This is a genomic window from Brevundimonas sp. P7753, from assembly GCF_013386595.1.
Taxonomy (GTDB): domain Bacteria; phylum Pseudomonadota; class Alphaproteobacteria; order Caulobacterales; family Caulobacteraceae; genus Brevundimonas; species Brevundimonas bullata.
In genome coordinates this window covers 1-455 of the sequence record NZ_JACARP010000262.1, presented here as the reverse complement: position 1 = coordinate 455, position 455 = coordinate 1, and the positions used below count along the sequence as shown (strand labels likewise).

Annotated in this window: 1 pseudogene; it reads right to left on the bottom strand. The window is 73.8% G+C overall.

The features are described from left to right. Window positions 1–292: pseudogene (locus tag HX774_RS19500) on the bottom strand (NUDIX hydrolase); the annotation flags it as partial. Window positions 293–455: the final 163 nt, after the last annotated feature.

The following is a 455-nucleotide window of genomic DNA, read 5'->3' as shown; positions in this document are numbered from 1 at the left end:
CCAGGGCGCGGGCGCGGCGGGCGGGCATTTCCGCCTCCAAGCGCCGGGCGACGTCTGACGACAGTTCGCCCGTCGCGGCGGCGGTGAAGTCGGAACGGTCGATACGCCCGCCGGGGAAAACCCATTTCGAGGCCATGAAGACATGGCCGGGCGCGCGTCGGCCCATCAGCACCTCGGGCCGGTCTCCGCCGCGCGTCAGGATCAGGGTGGCGGCATCCTTGGGCTTCTGGCCGCCTCCGGTGCGCGGGGCGTCGGCCAGGTCCTGAGCGGCGTCGAAGGGGGCGGGCTTCACTTCCGCTTGCCCTTGCGAACCCCCTTCAGGCCGCCGGAGGGTTTGACGCCGTTGCGGGGCTTGGGACCGCCGGGGCGACCCTTGCCACGCTTGGGCGGGCCGTCGCCCCCACCGCGGTCATTTCGGCCACGGATGCCGTAGCGCGGGGCCGGGGCGTTGGGGT